Annotated in this window: 16 protein-coding genes; 7 read left to right on the top strand and 9 right to left on the bottom strand. The window is 71.6% G+C overall.

All coding sequences use genetic code 11. The features are described from left to right. Positions 1-624: 624 nt before the first annotated feature. Positions 625-1,299, bottom strand: a complete 675-nt coding sequence (locus tag ACIQOU_RS08090) for a Crp/Fnr family transcriptional regulator (RefSeq protein WP_093836439.1) — start codon at positions 1,297-1,299, stop codon at positions 625-627. Positions 1,300-1,700: 401 nt separating this feature from the next. On the opposite strand from ACIQOU_RS08090, the gene nth reads away from it, so the two are divergent. The 3 genes from nth to ACIQOU_RS08075 all read left to right on the top strand — a co-directional run bounded on the left by nth (position 1,701) and on the right by ACIQOU_RS08075 (position 4,782). After that, on the top strand, positions 1,701-2,759 hold the full coding sequence (gene nth, locus ACIQOU_RS08085; protein WP_401535802.1) for an endonuclease III: 1,059 nt from the start codon (positions 1,701-1,703) through the stop codon (positions 2,757-2,759). A 76-nt stretch (positions 2,760-2,835) separates the two neighbouring features. After that, positions 2,836-3,534 (top strand): NUDIX hydrolase, encoded by a 699-nt coding sequence (locus ACIQOU_RS08080; RefSeq protein WP_401535017.1) that lies wholly within the window; start codon positions 2,836-2,838, stop codon positions 3,532-3,534. 48 nt (positions 3,535-3,582) lie between these two features. Beyond that, complete coding sequence (locus tag ACIQOU_RS08075) at positions 3,583-4,782, top strand: MarP family serine protease (RefSeq protein WP_401535014.1); 1,200 nt, start codon at positions 3,583-3,585, stop codon at positions 4,780-4,782. Positions 4,783-4,837: 55 nt separating this feature from the next. Here ACIQOU_RS08075 and ACIQOU_RS08070 read toward each other — a convergent pair whose 3' ends face one another. The 6 genes from ACIQOU_RS08070 to ACIQOU_RS08045 form a co-directional block, all read right to left on the bottom strand. Beyond that, a complete protein-coding gene (locus ACIQOU_RS08070; protein WP_401535012.1) occupies positions 4,838-5,020 on the bottom strand; it encodes a hypothetical protein in 183 nt (60 codons plus the stop codon). Positions 5,021-5,147: 127 nt separating this feature from the next. Then, on the bottom strand, positions 5,148-6,101 hold the full coding sequence (locus ACIQOU_RS08065; RefSeq protein WP_401535010.1) for an alpha/beta fold hydrolase: 954 nt from the start codon (positions 6,099-6,101) through the stop codon (positions 5,148-5,150). Beyond that, a complete protein-coding gene (locus ACIQOU_RS08060; protein ID WP_401535008.1) occupies positions 6,098-6,592 on the bottom strand; it encodes a phage holin family protein in 495 nt (164 codons plus the stop codon). Before ACIQOU_RS08060 ends, ACIQOU_RS08065 begins: the two co-directional genes overlap by 4 nt. Before the next feature lie 39 nt (positions 6,593-6,631). Further along, positions 6,632-8,068 carry a Na+/H+ antiporter NhaA gene (nhaA, locus tag ACIQOU_RS08055; RefSeq protein WP_401535006.1) on the bottom strand — a complete coding sequence of 479 codons (1,437 nt, stop codon included), beginning with the start codon at positions 8,066-8,068 and terminating at the stop codon, positions 6,632-6,634. A gap of 176 nt (positions 8,069-8,244) precedes the next feature. Continuing rightward, a complete protein-coding gene (gene acs, locus ACIQOU_RS08050) occupies positions 8,245-10,242 on the bottom strand; it encodes an acetate--CoA ligase (RefSeq protein WP_401535004.1) in 1,998 nt (665 codons plus the stop codon). A 206-nt stretch (positions 10,243-10,448) separates the two neighbouring features. After that, entirely contained in the window at positions 10,449-12,911 is a 2,463-nt protein-coding gene (locus tag ACIQOU_RS08045) for a SulP family inorganic anion transporter (protein ID WP_401535002.1), read from the bottom strand. A gap of 337 nt (positions 12,912-13,248) precedes the next feature. Here ACIQOU_RS08045 and ACIQOU_RS08040 point away from each other — a divergent pair, with 337 nt between their 5' ends. Next, positions 13,249-14,517, top strand: coding sequence for a hypothetical protein (locus ACIQOU_RS08040; protein ID WP_401535000.1), 1,269 nt, complete (start codon positions 13,249-13,251; stop codon positions 14,515-14,517). Positions 14,518-14,538: 21 nt separating this feature from the next. Here the strand turns inward: ACIQOU_RS08040 and ACIQOU_RS08035 are convergent, their stop codons facing one another. Continuing rightward, on the bottom strand, positions 14,539-15,519 hold the full coding sequence (locus ACIQOU_RS08035) for an ATP-binding protein (protein ID WP_401534998.1): 981 nt from the start codon (positions 15,517-15,519) through the stop codon (positions 14,539-14,541). Positions 15,520-15,620: 101 nt separating this feature from the next. On the opposite strand from ACIQOU_RS08035, the gene ACIQOU_RS08030 reads away from it, so the two are divergent. After that, positions 15,621-16,445, top strand: a complete 825-nt coding sequence (locus ACIQOU_RS08030) for an oxidoreductase (RefSeq protein WP_401534995.1) — start codon at positions 15,621-15,623, stop codon at positions 16,443-16,445. A 391-nt stretch (positions 16,446-16,836) separates the two neighbouring features. Here the strand turns inward: ACIQOU_RS08030 and ACIQOU_RS08025 are convergent, their stop codons facing one another. Continuing rightward, the gene (locus tag ACIQOU_RS08025) at positions 16,837-17,670 is read right to left on the bottom strand and encodes an HAD family hydrolase (protein WP_401534993.1); all 834 of its coding nucleotides are present in this window, start codon (positions 17,668-17,670) and stop codon (positions 16,837-16,839) included. 633 nt (positions 17,671-18,303) lie between these two features. Here ACIQOU_RS08025 and ssd point away from each other — a divergent pair. Beyond that, positions 18,304-19,407, top strand: a complete 1,104-nt coding sequence (ssd, locus tag ACIQOU_RS08020) for a septum site-determining protein Ssd (protein WP_401534990.1) — start codon at positions 18,304-18,306, stop codon at positions 19,405-19,407. Positions 19,408-19,418: 11 nt separating this feature from the next. Next, positions 19,419-20,648: a TadA family conjugal transfer-associated ATPase gene (locus tag ACIQOU_RS08015; protein WP_401535800.1), complete on the top strand. Its 1,230-nt coding sequence runs from the start codon at positions 19,419-19,421 to the stop codon at positions 20,646-20,648. Positions 20,649-20,661: the final 13 nt, after the last annotated feature.

Genomic DNA, 20,661 nt, shown 5'->3' with positions numbered 1-20,661 from the left:
CCAGCAGCGTCCACGCACGCGTGACCGGCCCCACCACCGCTGTGAGGCACAGCCCGGCGCCGAGAAGCCCCCACACGCGCGTGGAGGCCCCATGCCGAAGGTGAGGGCCAGCCCCGCGCAGCGCCGAAGCCTCCACACGCGCGGGGACAGCCCCGAGGCCGGGGAGGTGTCGGCATGAGCCGCCTGGAAGCGCCCACACGCGCGGGAACAGCCCGGCCGGGCTGTTCCTCTCGGCACGGGGTCCGTCATGAAGCCTCCACACGCGCGGGGGCAGCCGACGCCACGACCCCGCAAACCCACGACTCCACCAGAAGCGTCCACACGCGCGGGGGCAGCCCGACGACCACCGTCACCCGACGGGCCGAGGCCCTGAAGCGTCCACGCGCGTGCGGACGCCCTCGTCGATGCTTCTGGCCACGGCCCAGCTCCTGGGAAGCCTCCACGCGCGCGTGGACAGCCCTTCACGCCCCGGCGCCCAGTCGCGCACCGGACCGAAGCGCCCACGCGCCCGACGACTGCCCCGGCGGGCGGCACCGCCAGCCCCACCCGCCGCCAGGACGCCCCCGCACGCGAGAACGGCCCCCGAGCTTCTCGGAGGCCGTCACGCGCGCGTAGGGGCGGGCGTCAGCGTGAGCGCTTCGCGAGCCGCTCGACGTCGAGCAGGATCACGGCCCGCGCCTCCAGGCGGAGCCAGCCGCGCTGGGCGAAGTCGGCCAGCGCCTTGTTCACCGTCTCCCGGGAGGCGCCGACCAGCTGGGCCAGCTCCTCCTGCGTGAGGTCGTGCACCACGTGGATGCCCTCCTCGGACTGCACGCCGAACCGGCGCGACAGGTCCAGCAGGGCGCGCGCCACGCGGCCCGGCACGTCCGAGAAGACCAGGTCGGACATCTGGTCGTTGGTCTTGCGCAGCCGCCGGGCGACGGCGCGCAGCAGGGCGCCGGCCACCTCGGGCCGTACGTTCAGCCAGGGCTGGAGGTCGCCGTGGCCGAGGCCGAGCAGCTTCACCTCGGTCAGCGCGGTGGCCGTCGCGGTGCGCGGACCCGGGTCGAACAGCGACAGTTCGCCGATCAGTTCGCCGGGGCCGACGACGGCGAGCATGTTCTCGCGGCCGTCGGGGGAGGTGCGGTGCAGCTTGACCTTGCCCTCGGTGACGACATAGAGCCGGTCACCGGGGTCGCCCTCGTGGAAAAGGGAGTCCCCGCGCGCGAGGGTCACCTCACTCATGGAGGCACGGAGGTCCGCGGCCTGCTCGTCGTCGAGCGCCGCGAAGAGCGGGTTGCGCCGCAGAACGTCGTCCACGAGTACTCTCCTTGTCGACCTGCTCAGGGGATGTTCTTCCCCCACTTACCAGGGGACCGTGCTCCCCATCTTGCCGGACGGTCCAAACAGTGTGATCTGTCACAAGGATGCCGCACAGGTGTCCCGAGGTAAGCGGCAGGGGTCCAATCGGGGGCTGATCTTCCGGCTCCGGGGCGGATGTCAGTGCCGGGCTCTAGGCTGGCCGGGTGTCCAAATCGCCGGTGAGAGCACAGGCCAAGGGGGCTGGGCAGGTGGCAGTACGTCGTGATTCCGCTGTGGGCGAACAGGCGTCCGACGGGGGAGAGAAACCGGCAAAAGCAGCAAAGAAGGCGGCCGTGACGAAGACGGCGTCCGCGCGGAAGGCGGTCGCCGAGGGGGCGCCCCCGGCGCGCGGGGCAGTGGTGAAGAAGGCCGCACCGGCGCGCACGGCGGCCGACGGGAAAAGCGCTCCGGCGCGCAAGACGGCGACGGCGAAGAAATCCGCCCCCCTGAAGACGTCCGCGCCCGCGAAGACGTCGGCGCCCGCGAAGAAGTCCGCCGTCGCGAAGGCAGCCGCTCCGGCGAAGGCGACGTCGACCGCCGCGAAGAAAGCCGCCTCCGCGAAGAAAGCCGCCCCCGCCAAGAAAACGGCCCCCGCCAAGAAAGCCGCGAAGTCCGCCCCCGCGAAGACCTCCGCGCCTCCCTCGGGCGAGTCGCACACCGCGCTCGTCCGCCGGGCCCGCCGGATCAACCGCGAGTTGGCCGAGATCTACCCATACGCCCACCCCGAGCTGGACTTCGAGAACCCGTTCCAGCTCGTCGTCGCCACCGTGCTGTCCGCCCAGACGACCGACCTGCGCGTCAACCAGACCACCCCGGCGCTGTTCGCCAAGTACCCCACCCCCGAGGACCTGGCCGTCGCCAACCCGGAGGAGGTCGAGGAGATCCTGCGCCCCACCGGGTTCTTCCGGGCCAAGACGAAGTCCGTCATAGGGCTCTCCAAGGCGCTGACCGAGCAGTTCGGCGGTGAAGTGCCCGGCCGCCTGGAGGACTTGGTCAAACTGCCCGGCGTCGGCCGCAAGACGGCGTTCGTCGTTTTGGGCAATGCTTTCGGCAGGCCGGGCCTCACTGTGGACACGCACTTCCAGCGGCTGGTGCGGCGCTGGCAGTGGACCGGCGCGACCGAGCCCGACAAGATCGAGGCCGCCGTCGCCGAGCTGTTCCCGGCGAGCGACTGGACGATGCTCTCGCACCACGTGATCTTCCACGGCCGCCGCATCTGTCACGCCCGCAAGCCCGCGTGCGGCGCCTGCCCCATCGCCCCGCTCTGCCCGGCCTACGGCGAGGGCGAGACGGACCCCGAGAAGGCCAGGAAGCTGCTCAAGTACGAGAAGGGCGGCTTCCCCGGCCAGCGTCTCAACCCGCCGCAGTCGTACCTCGACGCGGGCGGCAAGCCGGCCCAGCCGCTGGCGGCCGGATGACGCCACGCCGGGCGGCACGGGCCGCGGAACGATCAGGGGGCGGTCACGGGTGGCAACGGGCAGAACGGGGGCGGCGATGAGGCGTACGAGTCATACGCGGGAGGCCGGACCGGTGGTGGTCAGCGACGAGGGCCTGCCCGACTGGCTCGACCCGGTGGCACGGGCCGCCGAGACGCTCGAACCGGCCCAGCTCAGCCGTTTCCTGCCGCCCGAGGACGGCGCCGGGCGGCAGTCCGCGGTACTGGTCCTGTTCGGCGAGGGCACGCGCGGACCCGAGCTGCTGCTCATGGAGCGGTCCAGTTCGCTGCGCTCGCACGCGGGCCAGCCGTCCTTCCCCGGCGGCGCCCTCGACCCCGAGGACGGCGACCCGGCGGCCGACGGACCGCTGCGGGCGGCGCTGCGGGAGGCCGAGGAGGAGACCGGCCTCGACCCGTCCGGCGTCCAGCTCTTCGGCGTGCTGCCCCGCCTCTACATCCCCGTCAGCGGCTTCGTGGTGACGCCGGTGCTCGGCTGGTGGCGCACCCCGAGCCCGGTCGGGGTCGTCGACCCGGCGGAGACCGCACGCGTGTTCACCGTTCCCGTGGCGGATCTCACGAATCCGGCCAACCGTGCGACGGTCGTGCACCCCGGCGGCCACCGAGGTCCGGCATTTCTGGTCGAATCGGCCCTGGTGTGGGGCTTCACGGCCGGGATCATCGACCGTCTGCTGCACTACGCGGGCTGGGAGCGGCCATGGGACCAGCACAAGCAGGTCCCGCTCGACTGGCGGTCGTGACAGGGTGTCTGCCGTGCTCTGTTCGGTGACGAGGCGAGGCAAGAAGCGGTGAACGTGCTGGACATCCTGTTGCTGGTCGCCGCCGTGTGGTTCGCGGTCGTCGGTTATCGCCAGGGCTTCGTGGTCGGCATCCTGTCGGTGATCGGCTTCCTGGGCGGCGGTCTGGTGGCGGTGTACACGCTGCCGGTCCTGTGGGGCGCCCTGACGGACAACGCGGAGGTCAGCACGACCGCCGCCGTCGTCGCGGTCGTCGTCGTCATCGTCTGCGCCTCCGTCGGGCAGGCCCTGACCACCCATCTCGGCAACAAACTCCGCCGCTACATCACCTGGTCGCCCGCGCGCGCCCTGGACGCGACCGGCGGCGCCCTCGTCAACGTCGTCGCGATGCTGCTGGTGGCCTGGCTGATCGGCTCCGCGCTGGCCGGGACGACGCTGCCGACGCTCGGCAAGGAGGTGCGCAGCTCCAAGGTGCTGCTCGGCGTCTCCCGGGCGCTGCCCACGCAGGCCGACAACTGGTTCGCGGATTTCTCCACCGTCCTCGCGCAGAACGGTTTCCCGCAGGTCTTCAGCCCCTTCTCCAACGAGCCCATCACCGACGTGCAGCCCCCGGACCCGGCCCTGGCCGGCAGTCAGGTGGCCGCCGACGCGCGCCGGTCCATCGTCAAGGTGACCGGCACGGCGACGAGTTGCGGCAAGGTCCTGGAGGGCTCCGGCTTCGTCTTCGCCGACCGGCGTGTCATGACCAACGCGCACGTGGTCGGCGGCGTCGACGAACCCGTCGTGCAGGTCGGCGGCGAGGGCCGGCGCTACGACGCGAAGGTCGTCCTCTACGACTGGCACCGCGACATCGCCGTCCTGGACGTGCCCGAACTGGACGCGCCCGCCCTGCGGTTCACGTCCACCGACGCGCGCAGCAGCGACGGCGCGATCGTCGCCGGGTTCCCGGAGAACGGCGGCTACGACGTCCGCTCGGCCCGGGTGCGCGGCCGCATCATGGCCAACGGCCCGGACATCTACCACCGTGGCACCGTCCGCCGCGACGTCTACTCGCTGTACGCGACGGTCCGCCAGGGCAACTCCGGCGGCCCGCTGCTCACCCCGCAGGGCCAGGTGTACGGCGTGGTCTTCGCCAAGTCCCTGGACGACGCCGAGACCGGCTACGCCCTCACCGCCGACGAGATCCAGGAGGACATCGTCAAGGGGCGCACCGCGAACCAGCAGGTGGACAGCGACAGCTGCGCCCTCTGAGGACGGACGACGGCGACACCATCGCCAACGGCGCCGAGGCCGCCGTTGGCGGGAGTCAGTTGCGCGGGTGGCGCAGGCGTACCGAGACCCAGCGGGCCCGGCGGCGCAGGATGCGCGGAATCCCCACGCGCGGATCTGCCTCCTGTGTCTGCGAAGCGCCCCCTCGCTGGTGGGGGCTCAGGCCACCCACCGGGCGGCGATTACGTGCTGCGTCACTGTGGTCGTGCGTCCAGCCCATACCCCGTCCTCTGCCCCCGCCCCAAGGTCCATAACCACCTCGGGGGCGCTCAATTGGCCTATGCGCGAGGCAAGTCGGTGTTCGTAGGACAGGCGTTCCGTTCCGGATACCGGGCGCATCGGGCCGGTCACCGATCGGGTTCGGGGTCTTTCAGCCAGTTGACCAGTTCGGTGGAGAACGCGACCGGGTCCTCCTCGTGCGGGAAGTGCCCGAGCCCGTCGAACAGCCGCCAGCGGTAAGGGGCTTCGACGTACTCGCCGGAGCCGGCCGCGCTGCGGATGCGCAGCACGGGATCGAGCGAGCCGTGCAGATGCAGCGTCGGCACCCGCAGCGGCCGTTTCATCCGTCGGTTGAACTGGATGCCGTCCGGCCGGGCCATCGACCGGACCATCCAGCGGTACGGCTCGATCGAACAGTGCGCGGTCGACGGGATGCACATCGCCCGGCGGTACACGTCCACCGCGTCGTCCTGCGGCGGGCGCGGCCCCGACCAGTCCCGGATCAGCCGGCCCACCAGTTCGCCGTCGTCGGCGGTCAGTTGCCGTTCCGGAATCCAGGGCCGCTGGAACCCCCAGATGTAGGAACCGGCGTTCGACTGCTTGACGTCCGAGAGCATCGCGGAGCGCCAGCGCCGGGGGTGCGGCATCGACGCGACCGCCAGTCGGCGCACCAGCTTGGGGCGCATCACGGCCGCCGTCCAGGCCAGATAGCCGCCCAGGTCGTGCCCGACGAGCGCGGCGTCCGGCTCGCCCAGGGAGCGGATCACGCCGGTGATGTCGAGCGCCAGGTTGGCCGGGTCGTAGCCGCGCGGGGTGCGGTCGCTGCCGCCGACGCCCCGCAGATCCATGGCGACGGCCCGGAAGCCCGCGTCGGCGAGCGCGGTCAGCTGGTGCCGCCAGGTCCACCAGAACTGCGGGAAGCCGTGCAGCATCAGGACCAGCGGGCCGTCGCCCACCTCGGCGATGTGGAAGCGGGCACCGTTCGCGGCGACATCGCGGTGCGTCACCCGGGTCCCGTCGGGGAGGGTGTCCGGTCTGACGACCGAGGCGGGCTGCGCCGAAGGTGTGGCGGGGTCGGTCATGAGGTCGAGCGTGCCACAACCGTGACGGTGGCGGGCGGGTGCTCCTCGATCGCCGCGGGCTGCGGGCGCGGGTGCGGCTTCGCGTTCTGGAGGACGCCGGCCGACTGCTTCACGGACGCGGCGACCTTCTGCGGCCCCTGGCCCCTCTTCGCCTTCTTCAGGAAGACGACGCCGATCAGCGCGAGCCCGACCGCGAGCAGCACGTTCGCCGCGAACGACAGCAGGAAGCAGAGGGCGAGATTCCAGTCGGTCCAGGTCCTGATGCCGTACGCCAGCGCGAAGTTGAGCATCGGCAGCGAGAACACCAGCACGAACAGGGCGACCACGAACGCGCCGCTGCTCACCGCGCCCCGCTTGACGTCCTGCTTCAGCTGCGCCTTGGCCAACGCGATCTCGTCGTGCACCAGCGCCGACATCTCGGTCGTCGCCGAGGCGAACAGTTGGCCGATGCTGCGTTCGGCGCCGACCGGGCTGCCGTCGGGTGCGCTCATCGCCGTCTCCCTCGTATCACTTTGTACCGTCCCGTCAGATCATGCCGGACGGTCGTCCTCATCGCCTGCCCCGCCCGTCACTTCGGCACGCCCGTGGCGCGCCGCGGCGGTCTCCTGCGCGCGCCGCCGGTGCTCGGCGGCCTTGCGCTCGTGGATCTGCGCCATCCGCAGGTGGTACGCCGGATCGTCCTGCTCGTAGACGTCGGGGACGCCGTCGCCGTCGTCGTCGCGCTCCTCCGCCTCGCACAGCCGGCGGTACTTGGTGTTCCGTATCTTCAGCAGCACGGTCGCCAGCAGGGCCGCGATCAGGGAGCCGGTGAGGACGGCGGCCTTGACCTGGTCGGTGAGGGCGGTGTCACCGGCGAAGGCGAGTTCGCCGATGAGCAGCGACACGGTGAAGCCGATGCCGGCCAGCACGGCCACCGCGAACACGTCCGCCCAGGCGAGGTCGTCGCTGAGCGAGGCCCGGGTGAAACGTGCCGTCAGCCAGGTGCCGCCGAAGACGCCGAGCGTCTTGCCGACGACCAGACCGAGCACCACCCCGAGCGTCTCCGGCCGCGTGACCACGTCGACGAGGGCGCCGCCCGACACCGTGACACCGGCGCTGAACAGGGCGAACAGCGGCACCGCGAGCCCCGCCGACAAGGGGCGCACCCGGTGCTCGACGCGTTCGCCCGGGGAGCGCGTCTCGTCGGCGCGGGTGGTGCAGCGCAGCATGAGGCCCATGGCGACGCCCGCGATGGTGGCGTGGACGCCGCTGTTGTACATCAGCCCCCAGATCACCAGGGCGAGCGGCACATACACGTACCACCCGCGCACGCCCCGGCGCAGCAGCGCCCAGAAGACGACGAGGCCGACGAACGCGCCCGCCAGCGCCACGAAGCCGATGTCGCTGGTGAAGAAGACGGCGATGATCAGAATGGCGAAGAGGTCGTCGACGACGGCGAGGGTGAGCAGGAAGGCGCGCAGCGCGCTCGGCAGCGAGGTGCCGATGACCGCGAGCACCGCGAGCGCGAACGCGATGTCGGTCGCCGTCGGCACCGCCCAGCCGCCGAGCGCACCACCGCCGATGCCGCTGGTCAGGGCGTAGACCAGGGCCGGAACGGCCATGCCGCACAGCGCGGCGGCCACCGGCAGCGCCGCCGCCCGGGGGTCGCGGAGATCACCGGCGACCAGTTCGCGTTTCAGTTCGATGCCGGCGACGAAGAAGAAGACGGCGAGCAGGCCGTCGGCCGCCCAGTGCGCCACCGAGAGGTCGAGGCCGAGGGCGCCGGGACCGAAGTGGAAGTCGCTCACGCGCTGGTAACTGGCGTGCAGTGCGGGGACGTTCGTCCAGATCAGCGCGGTGACCGCGGCGACGAGGAGGAGGACGCCGCCGACCGTCTCGGTGCGCAGCGCGTCCGCGACGAAGGTCCGCTCGGGCAGGGAGAGCCGGCCGAGCGCCCGGCGGGCGGGGGTGGTGCGGGGGGCGGGCACGGCGGGGTCCTTCGGTCGGAGGGCAGCGCGAATCGCTTGCCGACCAGACTTCCCGGCGCACCTATCGACGTACTGTACCCAGCATGCCTGCCGGGCAGTCGGGCGATCTCCACAGTAGGGAGGAAAGGGGCATCCGGCATGTCCGGCCGGACGCCCCTCCGTCGTCGCCCGGGTGCTCAGTCCTCGCTGGGGGTGGCGGGGAGCTTCGCCTGGATAACGTCCATAACTCCTGAATCGGTCAGGGTGGTGACGTCGCCCAGCTCACGGTTCTCCGCGATGTCGCGCAGCAGGCGGCGCATGATCTTGCCGGACCGGGTCTTCGGCAGCTCCGCCACCGGCAGAATCCGCTTCGGCTTGGCGATCGGGCCGAGCGCGGAACCGACGTGGTTGCGTAGGTCGGCGACGAGCTTGTCGTCCTCGTGCGCGGTGCCGCGCAGGATGACGAACGCCACGATCGCCTGGCCGGTCGTCTCGTCCGCCGCGCCGACCACGGCCGCCTCGGCGACCGACGGGTGCGAGACGAGCGCGGACTCGACCTCGGTGGTGGAGATGTTGTGGCCGGAGACGAGCATGACGTCGTCGACCCGGCCGAGCAGCCAGATGTCGCCGTCGTCGTCCTTCTTGGCGCCGTCGCCCGCGAAGTACTTGCCTTCGAAGCGGGACCAGTACGTGTCGAGGAACCGCTGGTCGTCGCGCCAGATCGTGCGCAGCATGGACGGCCACGGCTCGGTCAGGACCAGGTAGCCCCCGCCGCCGTTCGCTACCTCGTGCGCCTCGTCGTCGACGACGGTCGCGCTGATGCCGGGCAGCGGGGTCTGCGCCGAGCCGGGCTTGGTCGCGGTGACGCCGGGCAGCGGCGAGATCATCATCGCGCCGGTCTCGGTCTGCCACCAGGTGTCGACGATGGGCGCCTTGTCGGCGCCGATGTGCTTGCGGTACCAGATCCACGCCTCGGGGTTGATCGGCTCGCCCACCGAGCCCAGCACGCGGAGGCTGGAGAGGTCGAACTTGGCGGGGATGTCGTCGCCCCACTTCATGAACGTCCGGATCGCGGTCGGCGCCGTGTACAGGATCGTCACCCCGTACTTCTGCACGATCTCCCAGAACCGGCCCTGGTGCGGGGTGTCCGGGGTGCCCTCGTACATCACCTGCGTCGCGCCGTTGGCGAGCGGCCCGTAGACGATGTAGGAGTGCCCGGTGACCCAGCCGACGTCGGCCGTGCACCAGTAGACGTCGGTCTCCGGCTTGAGGTCGAAGACGGCGTGGTGGGTGTACGACGTCTGGGTGAGATAGCCGCCCGAGGTGTGCAGGATGCCCTTCGGCTTCCCCGTCGTCCCGGAGGTGTAGAGGATGAACAGCGGCTGCTCCGCCCCGAACGCCTCCGGGGTGTGCTCGGTCGACTGCCGCTCGACGATCTCGTGCCACCACACGTCCCGCTCGCCGTCCCAGGCCACCTCCTGGCCGGTACGGCGGACCACCAGCACGTGTTCGACGCTCGGCACGCGCGCGACGGCGCCGTCCACGGCGGGTTTCAGCGCGGACGGCTTGCCGCGCCGGTACCCGCCGTCGGAGGTGATGACGACCTTGGCGTCGGCGTCCTCGATGCGGGTCGCGAGCGCGTCGGCCGAGAAGCCGCCGAACACCACGGAGTGCGCGGCGCCGATCCGGGCGCACGCCAGCATCGCGATCGCCGTCTCCGGGATCATCGGCATGTAGACGGCGACCCGGTCGCCCTTCTGGACGCCCAGTTCGAGGAGGGCGTTGGCGGCCTTGGAGACCTCGTCCTTCAGCTCGGCGTAGGTGAGGGCACGGCTGTCGCCGGGCTCGCCCTCGAAGTGGATGGCGACCCGGTCGCCGTGCCCGGCCTCCACATGGCGGTCGACGCAGTTGTACGCGACGTTCAGCTCGCCGTCCTTGAACCACTTGGCGAACGGCGGGTTCGACCAGTCCAGCGTTTCGGTCGGCTCCTTGGCCCAGGTCAGGCGGCGCGCCTGCGCGGCCCAGAACCCGAGCCGGTCAGCCTTGGCCTGCTCGTACGCCTCTGCGGTGACGTTGGCGTGTGCGGCCAGGTCAGCCGGCGGCGCGAAGCGTCGCTCCTCCTTCAAGAGGTTGGCCAGGCTTTCGTTGCTCACGACATCTCCCTTTCCCAGGGTGTCCGTTGTGTCCCAGGCCACAGCTCATCAGACCCGGGGGTCCGGTGACAAGGGTCGACCAGCAAATTGGTTTAGACCTGTCCGAATGCAGATCCCCACCAGGTCAACCGGGGCATCAACACGCACGGACGCCCCCCGAAACCAGTTCAGCCTTCCCCCTTCACCCTGCGTACACACCAGCGGCGCGCGGCTCCCACCTCAACGGGCCCGCGCACCGCACCCGTTGTTCACCCGGACCGCTCGGCCGCCTCCACATGGTCGAACACCGTGGCCCGGCCCTCCCCGGCGAGCAGATACGCCTGCGCCTCGCCCACGTGGAAGTACATCCCGTGCAGCTCCAGCCCGCCGCCGAGCAGGGCGCGGGCGACCGACTCGTGCGCGCGCAGATGCGCCAACTGCTGCACCACGTTGGTCAGGCACAGCTGCTCGACCGCGTCGGCCGCCGCCCGCCCGGCCAGCCGCGCCCGCGGGCGACGCCGGTCGGCCATCCGCTCCACGCTGGGCAGCCCGTGCCGCAGCCACCGTTTGAGCGGCGTCTGCGGGCCGCCCGGCTCGGCGTCGAGCAGCGCCTGCATGGCCCCGCACCCGGAGTGCCCGCAGACCGTGATGGACCGCACCTTCAGCACGTCCACCGCGTACTCGATGGCCGCCGCCACCGAGTCGTCGCCGCTCTCCCGGCCCGGGGGCGGGACGAGGTTGCCGACGTTGCGCACCACGAACAGGTCGCCGGGACCACTGGAGGTGATCATCGACGTGACCAGCCGCGAGTCGGCGCAGGTGAGGAAGAGCTGCGAGGGCCGCTGCCCCTCCCGCGCCAGCCGCGCCAGCTCACCCCGGACCAGCGGGGCGGTGTTCCGCTGGAACGCGCTGATGCCACGGGCCAGTTGGTGAGCACGCGGAGTGTCGGCAGCGCCGGGCGCGCTGTCGGTGCCGTCGGCCCCCGGGGCGGCCGGGGTGGCCGGGGTGGCCGGGGTGGTGTCGGGACGCGTGGTCGGTGCGGGGGAGCGCGGGTGGTCGCAGTGGTGGTTGCGCCAGGGCGTCCAGGGACGGCACCGGCAGGAGGTGGGCGGCGTGGGCTGGACGGTGCCGGGGGTGCCGACGGGGGTGGTGTCGCCGTTGTCCGTCCTGCTCTCGGTGCCCTGTCCGCGAACTCCGGTGCGGCGGCCGGTCAGTTCGACGGTGCCGCCCCGCGCGGTGTGCGTGTTCTGCCAGTCCTGAAGGGACTCGTAGGCCGCGTGGTCCATGAAGGACCCGTCCAACTCCACGACGGCACGGGTGCCGTGGGGTACCAGGTGCAGGGCCCGGGTCAGGCGGGGCACCGCGAGGAACGTCAACTGCCCTCGGACGTGTACGTGATGGGCTCCTTCCTTCTCCTCGTGGGTGATGCGGGTGCGGGCGAGGCGGTGCAGGGCGACGGCGACCGCGACGGCGACCCCGAGGCAGACGCCCTCCAGGATGCCGAAGAGGACCACGCCGAGGGTGGTCACGACATAGACGAGCACTTCTCGATGGCGCGTCACCGTGCGGATGTGGTGCAGGGACACCATCTGGATGCCGACGGCCATCACCAGGGCGGCGAGTGCGGCGAGCGGGATCAGATCCAGGACCGGGACCATCAGCAGCGCGGCGATCACTACGAGAACGCCGTGCAGCATCGTGGAGTTCCGGCTGACGGCACCCGCGTTCACATTCGCCGAACTCCGCACGGCCACACCGGCCACGGGCAGTCCGCCGAGGGCGCCGGAGACGATGTTGGCGGCGCCCTGGCCGAGCAGCTCGCGGTCGAGGTCGCTGCGGCCGACGCGGGTGGTCAGGCCGGGGCGGGCGGCCACCATCTTGTCGACGGCGACCGCGCCCAGCAGCGACTGCACACTGCACACCAACGTGGTGGTCAGGACGGCGGCGACGACGCCGAGCACCGGGCCCTCGGGCAGTCCGGCGAGGGCGTGACTGCTCCAGGACGGCAGGTCGACCCTGGGGACGTCGAGGCCGGTGAGCGCGGCGGCGGCGGTGGCACCGGCGACGGCGACCAACGGCGCCGGGACGCGCCGCAGCAGGCGTCCGGTGCGGCCGGGGACGCGGGGCCAGAGCAGCAGCAGGGTCAGGGTCAGAGCGCTCACCGACACGGCCTCGGGCTGGAGCCCCGCCAACTGGGCGGGCAGCGCACGGAGGTTGTCGAGGACGGAGCTCTGCGGGGTGCCGCCCAGCACGATGTGCAACTGCGCGACGGCGATGGTGACACCGATGCCGGCCAGCATGCCGTGCACGACGGCGGGGCTGACGGCGAGTGCGGTGCGGGCCACCCGCAGGCAGCCCAGGCCCAGTTGGGCGAGACCGGCGAGGACCGTGATGGCGCAGGTCACGCGCCAGCCGTAACGGTGGATGAGGTCGGCGGTGACCACGGTGAGACCGGCGGCCGGGCCGCTGACCTGGAGCGGGCAGCCGCCGAGCCGGCCGGCCACGAGCCCGCCGGCCGCGGCGGCGACCAGGCCCGCCTGGAGCGGGGCGCCGGTGGCCAGGGCGATGCCGAGGGACAGCGGGAGCGCGATCAGGAAGACCGCGATCGAGGCGGACAGGTCGGCACCGGCGATCCGGAACCGGCCGGTCGGGGGCGGTGGGGGGCTGTGTGAGTGGTGGATGTTCTTCGTCCGAGTCGGGTCGGTGGCGTGGGTGGTGGCGCAGGCTGACATGGTTCCCGTCTCCTCCGGGGCAGCGCGGTCGCGGAACAGGTGAACCCCCGTCGGGGACGGAGGGCGGGTCGCGGCCGTGGGTCACGGCGTGCAGCGGCGGGATGAATCAACGCTTGGTAAACGAATCGTAATCCAGAGTAAAGGCATGGCATAGCTTTTCGGAGCAAACGGCGCAATGCATCACCTAGGTGAGTGAACCAAGCATTTTGTCGGCTTGTCGTATTAATTCCTTCTCGGCCTCGTGCGACCTTGGCGGCGCTGTCGGCCTGGCCCGGCACATCACCAGAAAACGCCCTGATCGGCGTTGGCCTGAGAGAAGGAAGAAGGTGGGCGGAAGATGGCCGCCACCCAGAGGATCGCCGTCGGCGCGGTGATCACCGCGACCTGCGCCGCGTCGCTCGCCGGCTGCGGACTCGGCTCCGACACCACATCCGGCGCCCCCGGTCCGCAGAAGGACAAGCAGGGTCACGCTCCCGGGAGCGTGACCCGCCTGATCGGCGACGGCTCCACCGCGTACACGGGTGCGCAGCCGCACCTGCCCCGGGCCGAGCGGCTCAAGCCCGGCCAGAAACCACCGCAGTTCGTCGTCTTCTCGTGGGACGGCGCCGGGGAGGACAGCCAGAAACTGTTCTCCCACTTCAGGAAGGTCTCCAAGGCCAACCACGCCACGATGACCTACTTCCTGAGCGGCGTGTACCTGCTGCCGGAGGACAAGCGCGACGAGTACAAGCCGCCACAGCACTCACCGGGCCGCTCCGACATCGGCTTCAACGACGAGCAGGGCATCGCCGACACCGTCAAGCAACTCCGCCTGGCCTGGCAGGAGGGCAACGAGATCGGCACCCACTTCAACGGCCACTTCTGCGGCGCCGAGGGCGGCGTCGGCACCTGGTCGGTCGAGGACTGGAAGAGCGAGATCGCTCAGGCGAAACGTTTCGTGAAGTCCTGGAAGACCAACTCCGGGATGAAGAAGGCGGCTCCGCTGCCCTTCGACTACGACAAGGAACTCGTCGGCGCCCGCACGCCCTGCCTCGAAGGCCAGAAGAACTTCATGAAGGCCGCCCGCGAGCTGGGCTTCCGCTACGACACCAGCGGCGTCAACAACCAGCTCTGGCCCGGCAAGAAGGAAGGGCTCTGGGATCTGTCCATGCAGCTCGTGCCGTTCCCCGGGCACTCCTACGAACAGCTCACCATGGACTACAACTTCATGGTCAACCAGTCCGGCACCGAGACCCAGGGCGACCCCGACAAGCAGGCCTACTGGGGCGACCAGATGCGCGACGGCCTCCTCCAGGGCTTCCAGCGCGCCTACGACGGCAACCGCGCGCCGCTGATCATCGGCAACCACTTCGAGTCCTGGAACGGCGGCACGTACATGAACGCCATCCAGGAGGTCGTCGAGAACGTCTGCAACAAGTCCGACGTCCGCTGTGTCTCCTTCCGGCAACTGGCCGACTGGCTGGACGCCCAGGACCCGCAGACCCTGGCGAAGCTGCGGTCCCTGAAGGTCGGCCAGGCCCCGAAGCAGGGCTGGGCGCCCTTCCTGTCGGCCCAGCCCGCCCCCGCTCCCAAGGGCGTGCCCGGGGCACCGGCCGTCAAGCAGTGAACGCCGGGGCGTTCGGCGCCGTCAGACGTCGGCCGTGACGCCCTCGCGGAGCACGAACCCGGGGTCGACCTGCGCCGCCAGGTCGGCCCCGGTGCGCGCGTTGCCCCAGGAGGCGGCGTTCTTCAGATGGAAGTGGACGGTCTGCCGGGTGTAGCGCTCCCAGTCACGCCGCTCGTACGCCGCGTCCGCTGCGGTCTGAAGGGCGCGCAGGGCACGGCGGTTGGTGTCCTCAAGGAACTCGAACCGGGGCGGGCGGCCCTTTTCCATGGCGCGCACCCAGTCCGAGTGCCCGACGGTCACCAGCAGGTCGTCCCCGACCTCGGCCCGCAGGAAGTCGAGGTCGTCCTCGCCCTGCACCTTGTTGCCGACGACCTTGAGGGCGACGCCGAAGTCACGGGCGTACTCCTTGTACTGGCGGTAGACGGAAACCCCCTTGCGGGTCGGTTCGGCGACGAGGAACGTCATGTCGAAGCGGGTGAACATGCCGGAGGCGAACGAGTCCGAGCCGGCCGTCATGTCGACGACGACGTACTCGTCCCGGCCGTCCACCAGGTGGTTCAGGCACAGCTCCACCGCTCCGGTCTTGGAGTGGTAGCAGGCGACCCCCAGGTCGGCGTCGGTGAAGGGGCCCGTGACCATCAAACGGACGGCGCCGCCGTCGAGTTCCACCGGCCGGGCGCAGGCGTCGTAGACCGGGTTGTTCTCGTTGACCCGCAGCAGCCGGGAGCCCTCGCCGGGCGGGGTCGTCTTGATCATCGTCTCGACGGAGGCGATGCGGGGGTTGGAGCCGCGCAGATAGTCCTTGATCAGCGGCAGCCGCTCACCCATCGCGGGCAGCGCGGCGGCCTGGGTCTCGTCCAGGCCGAGAGCGGCCCCCAGATGCTGGTTGATGTCGGCGTCGACGGCGACGACCGGCGCCCCGGTGGCCGCGAGGTGGCGGATGAACAGGGAGGACAGAGTGGTCTTCCCGCTGCCGCCCTTCCCGACGAAAGCAATTTTCATGTTCACAAAGGGTAGTCGGTCAGTGGCTTTGCGTGGCATGCCTTCGTGAAGAACACCACTCCTTCGTGGGGCGGGCAGCCGGGGTGCGTAGGGTCGTACTCATGAGTACGACAGGCGCGACCGCCGATCCGCTCGCGGCCCTGGGCTCACTGCCCGGCGTGCCCGAATCCGTGGAGTCCGTGCGCAAGTCCGTGGACCGGGTCTACGGGCACCGCATCATGCGGCGCCGCAGCAACGAGATCACCGGCGAGGCGGCGCTGCGCGGAGCCCGCGGTTCCGCCGCGCTGTCCGGCGCCGACTGGGCGCTCGAAGAGGTGCGTCGGCGCACCGACTTCAGCGGTGACGACGACGCGCGCGTGGTGGGCGCCGCGCTGCGGCTGACCGCCGAGGCGGGTCAACTGCTGTCCATCTGGCGGCAGTCGCCCCTGCGGGTGCTGGCCCGGCTGCATCTGGTGGCCGCGGCGGGACGGGCCGACGAGATCGGCCGCCCGCGCCAGGAAGGCGAGCCCGTCGACGAGCCGCTCATCGAACTGCCGGCGCCGAGCGCCGCCGAGGTGCACGGCCGCCTTGAGGGCCTGTCCGAGCTGATCATCGCGGGCAGCGCGGCACCGGCCCTGGTGACGGCCGCGATCGTGCACGGCGAACTGCTCGCGCTGCGCCCCTTCACCTCGCACAACGGCCTGGTCGCGCGCACCGCCGAACGCATCGTCCTGGTCGGCAGCGGCCTCGACCCGAAGTCCGTCTGCCCGGCGGAGGTCGGCCACGCCGAACTGGGCCGCGCGGCCTATCTGGCGGCCCTCGACGGCTATGTCTCCGGCACACCCGACGGCATGGCCGCCTGGATCGCCCACTGCGCCCGCGCGGCCGAGCTGGGCGCACGCGAGTCGACGGCCGTGTGTGAGGCGCTCCGGCGCGGAGCGGCGTAGGGCGGCGAAAAGGCCCCCCGCGCGCGGGGGGCCCGAAAAGGGTTGCGGCGGTACGGGATGCGTACCGCCGCCAGCATGTCGGCCGAGTTACCAAGCGTCCTCGATATATGCCCATCAGGCCGGGGACTCTGCCCGTGCCTGGTGCGGCTGGCCCGTAATCGACGGGTCGACGTCGCGTGGGTGCCCGGTGTCCATGCGCGGTCCGTGGGGCCTTGTGCGTCGGTGAAGGTGATCCTCTCGGATGTCCTTGGTCTCGCGGGCCGTTGCATCCTTTGTACTCCAGCACCGCAGCAAGCGGAACCCCTGCCTACGGTTCTTTACTTTTCCGCTCAATCAGGTGCGAAACGGGCGGGTTTCGGACGCGGCTGCCCGGTGAGCGGGCGGCGCGCTGTCAGAGGGCCGTCGTGCGGCGCCGGTTCGCGTACCAGACGAGGCCCGCGGTGGCCGCGGCGGCGCCTATCGCGGCGGCGGCGACCAGCGCCGGGCGGGGCGGCACGGAGAACGACGGGATGCGTTGCTTGAGCCGCACCGGGCGGTGGAAGTCCAGGATCGGCCACGCGCGCGTGAGGGCCTCGCGGCGCAGCGCCCGGTCCGGGTTCACGGCGTGCGGATGCCCGACACTCTCCAGCATCGGCAGATCCGTCGCCGAGTCGCTGTAGGCGTAGCAGCGCTCCAGGTCGTACCCCTCGGACTCGGCCAGCTCCCTGATCGCCTCGGCCTTCGTCGGGCCGTACGCGTAGTACTCCACCTCGCCGGTGAAGCAGCCGTCCGCGCCGACCACCATGCGGGTCGCCACCACGCGGTCCGCGCCGAGCAGTTCGCCGATCGGCTCGACCACCTCGGCGCCCGACGTCGACACGATGACGACGTCACGGCCGGCCGTGTGGTGCTCCTCGATCAGGGAGGCGGCCTCGTCGTAGATGATCGGGTCGATCAGATCGTGCAGCGTCTCGGCGACGATCTCCTTGACCTGTTCGACGTTCCAGCCGCGCACGAGCCCGGAGAGGTACTCGCGGGTGCGTTCCATCTGGTCGTGGTCCATACCGCCGACGAGGAAGACGAACTGTGCGTAGGCGGCCCGCAAGGCGGCCCTGCGGTTGATCAGACCGCCTTGGTAGAACGACTTGCTGAAGGTGAGCGTGCTCGACTTGGCAATGACCGTCTTGTCCAGGTCGAAGAAGGCAGCCGCGCGGGGCAAGGACCAGTTATCCACGACCCCGAGCATAGGCGCAGCCCATTCGGCGTAAGGTGGGGCGCGTGGGTTTGCCTGAGAAGGCTCTCGGGTACACCATGGAAGTCACGGATCGTTCGCGACCGTGCGAACCCGGCCCGACTCCTCCCCCCCCCGAGTCTGGCCGTGGGGACGACCCCCGCTCTCCCCCCCGGCGGGGGTCGTCGCACGTCCGGGTGGGTTTTCTCCTCTCTCCAACGGCTGTGAAGCCGTCCCGAGGCGGCTGCGGCCGCCCCTTTCGCATGCCCACGACCCGTCACTGTGCGTGACTGATTTGCTGCTCTGCGGAAGGCTTTTCGGGGGCGCGCAAGGGGTGTGCAAGGGGTGGCGGGGCGCGGTGCCCGGTGCGGTGCGGTCATCACCGGTATGGGTGACGGAGATATTCACAGGACCTGAGTCATCCACAGTTTTCGACCAAGATCCACATCATTTCCGAGATCCCCTCATCGTGATTCCCAACCCGCCCGGCTCGCGCCGAGTTCATGACCGGAGCCGGTTTGTCGGACGGGGTTCGGCCGGTTTCCACCTGCCGTGCATAGGGAGGCCGCTTTTCCGGTTCTTCCCGCCTTTGGGAATCGCGTGGCCGCACGGGCGGCACGTCAGACACAGCGATGGGGGACGCAGACCATGGCAGGAGCCGTCACACACGAACCACCGCCCGCCGCCTCCGGGCGGCAGGCCGGACCACTGATCGTCACCGAGGACGTCCAACTCCTCGACGACCTGCTGCGGCTGTGCGCCGCGGCCGGAGCGACACCCGAGGTCCACCCCACCGTGCCGGAGCGCGCGGGCAGGTGGGAGGCGGCGCCGCTCGTGCTGGTCGGGGACGACGCCGCACTGCGGGTGCGCGGGGCCGCGCGCAGAAGGGGAGTGGTGCTGGTCGGCCGCGACCAGGACGACTCGGGCGTCTGGCGCCGCGCCGTCGAGATCGGCGCCGATCACGTCCTGATGCTTCCCGACGGGGAACAGTGGCTGGTCGACCGCATCGCCGACGTGGCCGAGGGCGTCGGCCGCCCCGCCCTCACCGTCGGCGTGATCGGCGGGCGGGGCGGCGCCGGGGCCTCCACGCTCGCGTGCGCCCTCGCCGTCACCTCCGCCCGCGAGGGGCTGCGCAGCCTGCTCGTGGACGCCGATCCACTGGGCGGCGGACTCGACGTACTCCTCGGCGGCGAGACCGCCGACGGGCTGCGCTGGCCCGCCTTCGCCGCCTCGCGCGGCCGGGTCGGCGGCGGCGCCCTGGAGGAATCCCTGCCCCGACTGCACTCCCTACGGGTGCTCAGCTGGGACCGAGGAGACTGCGTCACCATCCCGCCGCAGGCCGTCCGGGCGGTGCTCGCCGCGGGCCGACGGCGCGGCGGCACGGTCGTCGTCGACCTGCCCCGCCGCCTCGACGAGGGGGTCGCGGAGGCTCTCGCCCAGCTCGACCTCGGTCTCCTCGTCGTCCCGGCCGAACTGCGCGCCGTCGCGGCGGCCGGGCGGATCGCCTCCGTCATCGGCATGGTCGTACGGGACTTGAGGGTCGCCGTCCGTGGGCCCTACGCCCCCGGACTCGACGACCGTGAGGTGGCCCGGCTGCTCGGGCTGCCGCTGGCCGGCGAGGTACCGGTCGAGTCGGGGCTGCTGCGCCCCGGCGAGGGCAGGACGCCCCCGGGAGGGGCCGGGCGCGGTCCACTGGCCCGCTTCTGCAAGGGGTTCTGGGAGCGGGCGTTGATGGAGGCGGGGAACGCGTGAGCGGGTCCGGGGTGACGCGTCGACGGGCGGAGCGGAATCCGGCGGGCGCCGGAGCGGACGGCTCGCCCGGACTGCTGGACGGGGTGCGGCAGTGGCTGGTCGAGAGCGGGGCCGAGCCGACCCCCGCACGGGTGGCGCAGGCGCTGCGGCACCAGGGGCGGGTGCTCGGGGACGCCGAAGTCCTCGGCGCGGCCGAACAGTTGCGCTCCGAGCTGGTCGGCAGCGGGCCGCTGGAGCCGCTGCTCGCCGACCCCTCGGTGACCGACGTACTGGTGTCGGCGCCCGACCGGGTCTGGGTGGACCGGGGCGGCGGCCTTGAGCTGACCGCGGTCGCCTTCCCGGACGCGGCGGCCGTACGACGCCTCGCCCAGCGGCTGGCCTCGGTCGCCGGACGACGACTGGACGACGCACGGCCGTGGGTCGACGCCCGGCTGCCCGACGGGACCCGGCTGCACGCGGTCCTGCCACCGGTCTCCGTCGACTGCGCCTGTCTGGCCCTGCGGGTGGTCCGGCCGAAGGCCTTCACGCTCGGCGAACTGGTCGCGGCGGGCACCGTGCCGCCCGGCGGGGACCGGCTGCTGCGGGCGCTCCTGGAGGCCCGGCTGTCGTTCCTGATCAGCGGGGGCACGGGCTCCGGGAAGACGACGCTGCTGAGCGCGCTGCTCGGACTGGCCGGACCGGGGGAACGGGTCGTCCTCGCCGAGGACTCGGCGGAGCTGCGCCCCGACCATCCGCACGTCGTCCGCCTGGAGACCCGGCCCGCCAACCAAGAGGGCGCCGGACTCGTCACCCTCCAGGACCTGGTCCGGCAGGCCCTGCGGATGCGCCCCGACCGACTGGTCGTCGGCGAGGTACGTGGGCCCGAAGTCGTTCATCTGCTCGCCGCGTTGAACACCGGCCACAGCGGCTGCGGCACCGTCCACGCGAACGCGGCGGCCGACGTACCGGCCCGCCTGGAAGCGCTCGGCACGGCGGCCGGGCTCGACCGGGCCGCGCTGCACAGCCAGTTGGCCGCGGCGCTGTCGGTGGTCCTGCATCTCGTGCGGGACCGGGCCGGGCGGCGGCGGATCGCCGAGGTGCACGTCCTGGAGCGGGACCCGACCGGCCTGGTGCGGACGGTACCGGCGCTGCGATGGGGCACGCGGGCGTTCGTCCGCGAGCCGGGGTGGGGGCGGTTGCGGGAGTTGCTGCGGGACGCGAACGCCCTCGACGTCGACGAGGAACAGGAGGCGGAACGGTGACGGTGACCGGGGT

It is taken from the genome of Streptomyces sp. NPDC091279, assembly GCF_044757465.1.
GTDB lineage: Bacteria > Actinomycetota > Actinomycetes > Streptomycetales > Streptomycetaceae > Streptomyces.
The sequence above is the reverse complement of the archived record's forward strand: the minus strand, read 5'-3'. Positions and strand labels throughout refer to the sequence as shown.